General features: G+C 66.5%; 6 protein-coding genes and 1 pseudogene. 5 read left to right on the forward strand and 2 right to left on the reverse strand.

From position 1 onward, the window contains the following. Positions 1-28 precede the first annotated feature (28 nt). Both ACY34M_RS39980 and ACY34M_RS39985 read left to right on the forward strand, forming a co-directional pair. A complete protein-coding gene (locus ACY34M_RS39980; protein WP_462723397.1) occupies positions 29-400 on the forward strand; it encodes an effector-associated constant component EACC1 in 372 nt (123 codons plus the stop codon). Positions 401-403: 3 nt separating this feature from the next. Beyond that, positions 404-5,140: a caspase, EACC1-associated type gene (locus ACY34M_RS39985; RefSeq protein ID WP_462723398.1), complete on the forward strand. Its 4,737-nt coding sequence runs from the start codon at positions 404-406 to the stop codon at positions 5,138-5,140. Positions 5,141-5,599: 459 nt separating this feature from the next. On the opposite strand, the gene ACY34M_RS39990 is transcribed toward ACY34M_RS39985, so the two are convergent. Beyond that, positions 5,600-5,896, reverse strand: coding sequence for a tetratricopeptide repeat protein (locus tag ACY34M_RS39990; protein WP_462723403.1), 297 nt, complete (start codon positions 5,894-5,896; stop codon positions 5,600-5,602). Positions 5,897-6,057: 161 nt separating this feature from the next. On the opposite strand from ACY34M_RS39990, the gene ACY34M_RS39995 reads away from it, so the two are divergent. The 3 genes and pseudogenes from ACY34M_RS39995 (at position 6,058) to ACY34M_RS40005 (ending at position 7,490) form a co-directional block, all read left to right on the forward strand. Then, the gene (locus ACY34M_RS39995) at positions 6,058-6,558 is read left to right on the forward strand and encodes a hypothetical protein (protein WP_462723399.1); all 501 of its coding nucleotides are present in this window, start codon (positions 6,058-6,060) and stop codon (positions 6,556-6,558) included. Then, positions 6,519-6,953: pseudogene (locus ACY34M_RS40000) on the forward strand (class I SAM-dependent methyltransferase); the annotation flags it as partial. The gene ACY34M_RS39995 and the pseudogene ACY34M_RS40000, both read left to right, overlap by 40 nt. 27 nt (positions 6,954-6,980) lie before the next feature. Beyond that, complete coding sequence (locus ACY34M_RS40005) at positions 6,981-7,490, forward strand: hypothetical protein (protein WP_462723400.1); 510 nt, start codon at positions 6,981-6,983, stop codon at positions 7,488-7,490. 36 nt (positions 7,491-7,526) lie between these two features. On the opposite strand, the gene ACY34M_RS40010 is transcribed toward ACY34M_RS40005, so the two are convergent. Beyond that, the gene (locus tag ACY34M_RS40010; RefSeq protein WP_462723401.1) at positions 7,527-8,177 is read right to left on the reverse strand and encodes a LysE family translocator; all 651 of its coding nucleotides are present in this window, start codon (positions 8,175-8,177) and stop codon (positions 7,527-7,529) included. Positions 8,178-8,415: the final 238 nt, after the last annotated feature.

The raw sequence follows: 8,415 nt of genomic DNA on the forward strand, positions 1-8,415 counted from the left end.
TTGGCGGGCTGTTGACTCAGGGGGACAGGTGCAGATCACGCTTTGTCTGGTGGATGCGGATGCGGACGAGTTAGGGGCACTGGAGGACTGGCTTCGGTCTGAACGCGCATTGCGGCGCGTGCTGATCCGGCGCGAGCACGCACCCACACGCCCAGGAGACATGGGATTGCTGGCAGATTGCCTGCAATTTGCTATAGACGCGGGATTGGTCGGCGTACTGGCGCAGTCACTCATCGACTACTGGAGATCGAGGGTCGACTCCCGCCCAGCGGAGGACAGGCCGGCGCTCCGTATCGAACGCGTCGACGCTCCCGACGGCACCCGGACGGTCACCATCCAGGCACTCGATCCCGAAGCCGCTGAGGCGATACTTCGCGAACTTCCTAGTGCCTTTAAGTAGTTCATGAACGCCCAGCTGCCTACCCCGGAGAAGTCACGAGCCGTTTTCATCGCGTCCGGTGTCTTCAACAACAGCGCGTTCACCGACCTCGACGCAGTGGTGCGCACGGCCGAAACGCTCAAGGACCGGCTGCGCGATCCTGCCGTGTGGGGGATCAGCAACGCGCACTGCAGGGTGATCAAGGCGCACGAGTGGACTCGTGAGGAAATACTCAAGGCCGTCGAGGCGGACTCCGAGGCGGCGGAGGACTGCTTCGTCCTCTACTTCGCGGGTCACGGTGTCAACGAGAACGGACAGCTGCTCCTGCCGCTCCTGTACTCCACGGCCGGTATGCCGAGCTCCATGCTCGAATTCGGCCACCTGATGAGGGAAGTGGGCAAAGGGCGTGCGCAGACCAAGCTCGCGCTGATCGACTGCTGCCATGCCGGACTGGCCATGGGCGCCCTACCCTTCGAGCAGCACGTGGCGGGAGAGGCGCCCGAGGGTTGCTACGTCATCGCGGCTTGCGAAGCGAACCGTACCGCCAAGTCGCCCGAGGACCATGAGTTCACGGCCTTCGGAGGGGCCCTGATCAGCTGCCTCACGAAGGGCGGCCCATCCGATCAGGAGTTCTGGACGCCTGCGCAACTCCTCACGCAAATCGACGGGCTGCTCACGACCGAGAAGCATCCGCAGCCGGTCACCAACGGATCCCCGGTCGGCGAACTGCCCTGGGTGAAGAACCGACGCTACGAAAAACCCTTCAAGGCCGCCGACCTCTCGGGCCCTGTGGGGAGTGGCGACACCCGGACGCCGGTGCAGGCCGAGAAGATCCGGTACCTGGGCCCCGACCCGTTGCCGCTCCCGATTCCGTTCCTTGGCCGCGACGCGCTGCTGGGAGAGGCGCATCAACTCGTCCATGTGGGCAAGGTCCTGCCCGTGACAGGACGCGAGCAGGTGGGCAAGTCCGCGCTGCTCACCGCGCTCGTGGCCAAAGCCGACTCGTTGAGACAGCTTCCTCTCCCGCCCGTGGTGCTGGAGATCGAGCCCAGCTCGGCGGCCGAGAGCCCGCTGCTGGAGGCGATCGCCAGAGCCCTGCACCAGACCCTGGACGAGAGCGAGCTCTCGGCGACGGTCGAACCCAGGACGGACAGCTTGCTCGGCCTTGTCCTGCCTCGTCAGGTCAAGGGCGGAAGCCTGATCCTCGTCATCAAGGCGTCCCACATCGACCTCACGAGTCCCAAACTCCGCACGGAAATAAACGAGTTGCTCAGACAGGACGTCTTCAAGCGGGCCGCCGTCATCGTGGAGACCACCGACTCCGTCCAGATCGACGGGGGACTCTGGCGGCCGTTCGACGTGCCCGCGCTGACCCCCCCTGACGCACAACTACTCATCCGTGACTGGCTCACCGGCGAGAACCTCGTCATGGACGTTGAGGCGCTGGAACTGGTGGGCTACGACGAGATAGTGCGCCGCCCTGGGATCATCGAACGCGCCGTCCGTCTCGTTTCCCGGCAACACCGCAGAGGCAGCTTCGAGAACTTCCTCGCCGGGCTCGACACCGACTCCGGAACGGCTCAGGAGGTCGCGCCCGAGGATTTCGACCAAGCCCTCATGGAGGCCGCGGAGCCGACCATCGCTGGCGCACTGGAAAGAGCCTGGTCCACCGTGGGGAGCGCGGACCGGGCCAAAGGGCAGGCCGTTCTCACCGTATGGGGAATCGTGGACGAACTGCCTCTCCCCGCAGACGTTCTGCAGCGTGTGGGACTGCCGAAAAACGCGCTGCGGGTGCTCTTCAACGAGGGCGTCCTCGTCCCCTGGCGCTCGCCCGCCGACTCGGCGCCCGCGGCCGGGCGCGCCCCCTGCCTGGAGGTCAGCCCGGTCAGCAGGGAGGCGCTCAGGTCCGATCTGCTGCGTACCGTACGTCCCGCCGCCGAAGTCGGTGCAGAGGGAGCCCTTGACGACCTCGACCAGCGGCTCACCGCCGCGGCCCGGTTGCTGGGGTCCGCCGTGCTGCCGGACGGGAAGGCGGACGGAGTCTCGGAAGACGTGCCTCATGTCATCGAGGCGCTGCGCCGGGCGACGGGATGGCTCGACCGCCATGTCCCCGATGTGCTGGCAGGGCTGCGCCACCGGCTTGGCCTGTACGTCAACAGCCAGTACACGGACGCGCTCCTGCTCCCGGTGGCGCAGACTATTGATATAGTCCCGCCCGCCGAATTGCCGTCGGTCCCACAGGAGACGGCAGCGGCACCTACGGCCGTGGCGGGCAGCCCGCACACCGGTCAGGACGGTGCGGCGAACGGCAGAGAGTCCAGGGTCGGCGCCGTACAGCCGTGGGAGCGGATCGATGAGCTGTACGCCGCCGCCGGCCGCCTTAATCTTGCGTCCCGTGCATCGGCACAGGAGGCGAACGCCGGGAAGATATTCCTCTCCGTGTTCGAGTACGCCGTATCCCTTCTGGAAGCACGCGGCGAGGCCGTACCCTGGCACGTGCTGCGCGCGGTCGACCAGTGCGGCTTCCACGGGGCGCGTCGCCTTCGCGTGCTCGCCGAGATCGTTCCCGCCCGCGAACGGCTGGCGCGGCAACTGGCGGCCCACAACGAAGACCGGACCGACTACCGGCTGAACTACCGGCTCTGGTCAGTCTCCTGGACCCTCAACACGGCCGCCGCTCAGATTGTCGCCGACGACAGAGTTGGCGCTGGTGCCACGCTCCAGCTGAGTGAGCGGCTCCTTGAAACACTCCCCCCGGCGCCGGACGCGCGGGCCCGCCAGACCCGGAACTGGCTCAGCTACCGCATGGCAGGACTGCGCCGGGTGACCGCGGTGACCGCGGACGAGCGGCGCACTGCCGTGCGCTCGGCCTACGACCTCGCCCGCGAGAACTCTCTTTTGGCCGCCGACATGCCCGAGCGCCTGCAGCAGTGGACACGCAATCTCCTGACGAGCGGGTACTCGTACGCGCAGGAAACACGGGAGGACCGAGAGCGGCTGAACCTGGCCGAGGAGACCCTGTCCACGCTTGAGGATGTCTGGGGGCCCAGGGACGAGTGGGCGATGCCCCTGCTCGCCGAGGCTGCCAGCTTCCTGCGCAGAGTGCACGCCCGGCATGCCGACTCGGAGTTGCAGTACGCGGGCGCCCGGGAAGTCCTTGCCCTCCTGCACGATCGAGACTGGGACTCCGGCCAGGGGGCGGGCCCCGTCGCCGCCATGGGCGCGGGCAGCATGATCGAACTCGCGGAGGCACATGCGTTCCTGGCCTACGTACAGCGAGAGCGCAACGAGCAGTCCGCGGCGCGGAAGAGCCTCCGGCACGGCGTCCAAATAGCCCGGAAGGCGGCGAAGGAATTCCCCTCCACGCACGCGTACAAGACCTGGCTCCGTCTGCTCCGCACCATGCAGGACTGGCACGGGGGCGGTCGCACCCTGCTTCCGGAGCATGCCAAGGCCGTCGAGGAAATCCGCCGTTGGCTCGACAGCGGTCAGGAGAAACGGTATGGGAACCAGTCGATGTCCCTGCTTCACCTGTGGTGCCTGGACAGCGACTGGCGACGGGAGGGCAGCCTGCCGGTCGCGGTGAAGGAGCTGGCCCCGCACACGAGCTGGAACACCGGCCGTTCTCCGGAGCAGGTGCGGGCGGACCAGGTCAACCGGGCGCGCTGGAACACGCTGCAGGCGCACGAGCGGGTCTACGGCCCCACATGGTCCCTGTACGACGCCCGCCTCAGAATCAGGCGTGAGTACCAACGCTGGAGCGCGATCTACGGTAAGCACCCACACGAAGTCGATCACAGACCCGTCTGGGAACTCCTGGACAAAGCGGAGAAGCTGTTCCCGCGGAACCTGGACGTCATGCGGGCCCGCGCGTTCTACCACCGCTACATCTGGGAGTACGGCGAAGCAGCCCAACTGCACGCCGAGGCGGCCCGGCAGGAGAGGGACGGAGACCGCCGCCGCCGTGGTCTGGTCGACGCTTCTGAGTGTCTGCTGAGCCAGGCGCTCTACCAGGAGGGGATGACGGCCCTGGAACGCGAGTCGGCGTTGCGGATGGCTTCGGAATACCTGGGGGAGGTGGCCGGACTCCACTCGCAGACGCACCGTGTGTCCCTGCTGTCCGCGCGTATCGCCCTGGAACTGGACAGGCCGGTGGACTGGGACGTGGCCGACTCCAAGTTCGCCGAGCTCATCGGCGACAACTACGTCGGCAACGTGGGCCGCTATCTCAATGAGCGCCGGAACCGAGTGGCCGTGGAGACGCGTGGGAATGCCGACATCGAGGTGGGAGACCACGCGGATGCCGGGGATTGGGAAAAGTCCACGGACCCCCAAGAGTCGTTCGCGGTGGACGACCTTTTGGAAGAGCACTTCACCGACGTCGATGTCCTGAGGTCCTTGGGGAGCCTCTACCTACGGCGTTCCATCCTCAGTGCGGAGCATGATCCGGAAGCGGCCCGTGCCAGCGCTTGGCGTGCCTACAACTGCTTCGACGGGCGCAGGGTGATGGAGACGGCTCTAAATGGTCAGGAGAAGGTCGACACTGCTTTCCTACGTGGGCAAACCATCACGTGGGCCGCGGAACTCACGGCCTCCGCCTCTCCCTTCCCCGGTGAGAGTGGACGACAGCGTGGATGGCTGCACCTGGCGGAGTCCCGGTTGCAGTCGGCTCGTAGCCGCAGCGCGGGTAGCTTTCACGGACTGATCTGTACATGGGATGAACGCTTGCGGGCGCTGAAGAGCGCGCTGAATGACCAATGAGGCATCCCAAACGTCAAACCAGGACTGCTGCTCCCAGGGTTTAGGGCCTTTGGAGTAATCCGTGTCCGTATGCGTGCTGTGGCCACAGGGTCCCTTCCGTCCATCGGACGGAAGAGCCTCTGGCCAAATGTTTCTCTGCACTCCCGGCAGGATTCGAACCTGTAACCCCTGCTTTAGGGGATCTCTCTTGTCGAGGGCGTGAACTGCGTGAACGCCGGTCTAAGTGCGTCTGGCCTGAGGGATCCCGCATCCGTAGTCCTCGCGTTTTCGCGGGGTTTCCCATGGTCATGTGTGCCGAATGTGTTCCGACCTGTCCGGTACACAAGGAGGCTTCGGCGGTGATGGAATACAACTATCCGAGACCGACGACCGGTTCTGGAGGCCAATGCCTTGCGGACCCGGCACTCACCGGACTCAGGGCGCGACTGTGGCTTGACGCAACCCGTGGAGGTGAGTCTCTCAACGTCGGTGGCAGCGTTCTTTCATGTCGGCCTGATTTAGCCAGTAGTCGATGTTGTTGCTGATGGTGATGATGATGGGATCACCAGGCTCTACGAAGCGTTGTGTGCCCACGAGCATCCGAGTGAGGAGGCGGACAGCTTCCCTGGGATGACCCGCGCGTCCGCGCCACATGGCGAGCTTGTCGAGTACCGACAGTGTGGCGAGGTGATCAGGGCCGAGGTGGCGTTCGATGCGAGTCAGTAGCGCCTGATAGGTGTCGCCGGCCGCCTGGGCATCGCCGTTATGCCCTGCCAGTGGCCGAGGGCCTCGAAGGTCTCCAGGACTCCGGGGTGACCAGGGCCCAGGATGCGCTCTTGATCGGGGAGGAGCTCTTGGAGCGCGGCGATGGTTGCCTGGGGTGCCCCTGCAGAGCCGCGCATGATGGCGAGGCTGTGACGGGTACTGAGAGTGCCTGGGTGTTCTGGCGCGAGATGGTGTTGTTGGTCACGGAGGACGTCCTCTCGGCGGCCACTCATGCCCGTACCGCCCGCGCGTGTGCCGACGCGGCCGGGCACGAGGGGATGCTGGCCTGGGTGCGGGCGGTGGAGTCCCTGATCGCCTACTGGACAGGTCGATATGAGCAGGCGGCCCTGCTCGCCCGGGCGGGGCGCCGGCATGGAGCGGAAGGGAGCATCTGTGCTCGCCTCGCGAGCCTGGAGGCGCGTTCACTCGCGATAGCAGGTGACAAGGCGGGTGCCGCCATCGCGTTGGCGGATGCGGAACGCTCTCGGGAGGGGATGCCCGGGCACGATGAGGTGCCGGGCCTTTTCGCCTTTCCGGTGGCCAAGCAGTTCGCGTATGCCGGGACGACGCATCTGGCCATCGGTGGTCGTGCCCACGTCCAGCAGGCCATTGCCAGCGCGGACTCGGCGATCCGGACATCGCTGGGGCAGTGCGGGAACTGTCCCGCGTCGTGACCACCGACGGCCTGCTGGTCGCGTCCACCAACAGTGAGCGTGACAAGGTCGAGCTGGACGAGCTGTGGATGCGTGCGGCCGGTGATGTCCTCGGTACCGGCTGCGGTCCCGCACGGATCTCGCTCAGCGCCCGGTTCTCCCTGGAGAAGGCCCCGGCCTTCCTCGGCGAGGAGTTCGGCCGCATCGAGACGATCGACCTGCCCGGCACCATCACCGTCCGCGACGCCGAACCCGTGATCGCGCACCTGGCCTCGTACCGGGCATGGGCGGACCAGCACGACGTGCCCTTCGAGGCCACGATCGAGCGGGCCCGCGTCATCCTGGATGAACACATCGCCCGGCACGGGTCGTTCGAGATTTACTGTCTGGGCGGCATCCTCGTCTGCCGACGCTGATCGCGGAGCCCGGGAGAAAGGGCCGTCTTGATCCTCCTCATACCAGTGGTGTTTCTCGCGGCCGTCGCACTGGTCCTGTTCCTGCTGATCCGGGGCCTCGGAATGGCCTTGCCGGGGGACCCGCGCTGGTCCGGGTGCGGTTGGCGCCGTCCCGTCGTGGCCGCCGCCTTTGCCTGCGCGGCCACGGCCACGGCCGCCTACTCATGGGGAGCCATGGGGTTGATGTCGACCGTGGCCGTGGCGCAGGACGGCGGGGCGGACTCGGCGCCGTTTCCGTACAACCACCCTTGCAGGGAGCAGTTGAAGGGAGCCGTGGACTATGACGTCCAGTTCCTCACTCTGCGCACCGTATGCGTGATGGACGACGGGACGCGTAGAGCGGGGGATGATGTGCCGCAGGGCGTTCGGGCAACGGCCGCGGGATCGGCGGCCTCCGCCGCCGTGTTGACGGGGATCCTGTTGGCCACCGGGGCCTCGCGTGCACGCCCGAAGCCGGCGAGCGACGCCAACGACGTCGGACCTGCGACATTCGCCTGAGGAGCGAGAACGCCTGACCGGCTCTCGGCCGAGCTGTCAGCCACGTAGCCCCAGAGCCGCTCCGAGGCCGACAAGGCTCACGCCCGACACTCCCGCAAGCCACTGCTGGACGCCCGGGCGGCGCAGGAGAACCCTGACGCGGGCAAGGAGCACGAGCGCCAGCGCGAACCAGAGCAGGCACAGAATCCAGAAGACGCCGGCGAGTGTGCTCTGCGCGGCAGTTGTCGTCATGCCCGGCAGGGCGAACTGGGGGAAGAGTGACAGGTAGAAGGCTGCCACCTTGGGGTTCAGCAGGTTGCTGATCAGTCCCTGTCGCAGGCAGACACGCGTGACGCGTCCCGTGGCGGGCTGAGTGGGTTGGGCGTCCTGATGCGTCGGGGTGCCGTCGCCACCGTTCCGCCGCATGCGGACGAAGCCGATGAGGGCCTTGACCCCGAGGTGGATGAGATAGAGGGCACCGGCGAAGCGCACGACCGCGTAGCCGACTTCCGAGGCGGTCAACAAGGCTGTCAGACCCGCCACGGCGGCTGTGGCCAGTACGGCGTGCCCGAGCATGATCCCCGCAGCGGTCGCGATGCCCGCGCGCTGTCCTGATCTGGCTGTATTGGCCAGCAGCAAGGCCAGATCGGGACCGGGCACGACGATGATGACCAGGGACGCCGCGATGAAGCCGATCAGCTCTGGCATGGGAACTCCTTACCTTTCAGTGCACTGTTCAGTGCCCTGTGACCAGCCAATCCGGTGACCCTGGCGCCGAAGTAGAGCCAATCGAAAGATTTTGGACTGATTGATCACCTCGGACTGGGTGCGACGGCCGGGACCTGGGATCAACGCAAAGGGCCAGTTCGGGGGAACATGCCCCGGAACTGGCCCTTAATCGTGTGCCCCCGGCAGGATTCGAACCTGCGACACCCGCTTTAGGAGA

This window comes from Streptomyces sp. EDA2-14 (genome assembly GCF_054963755.1).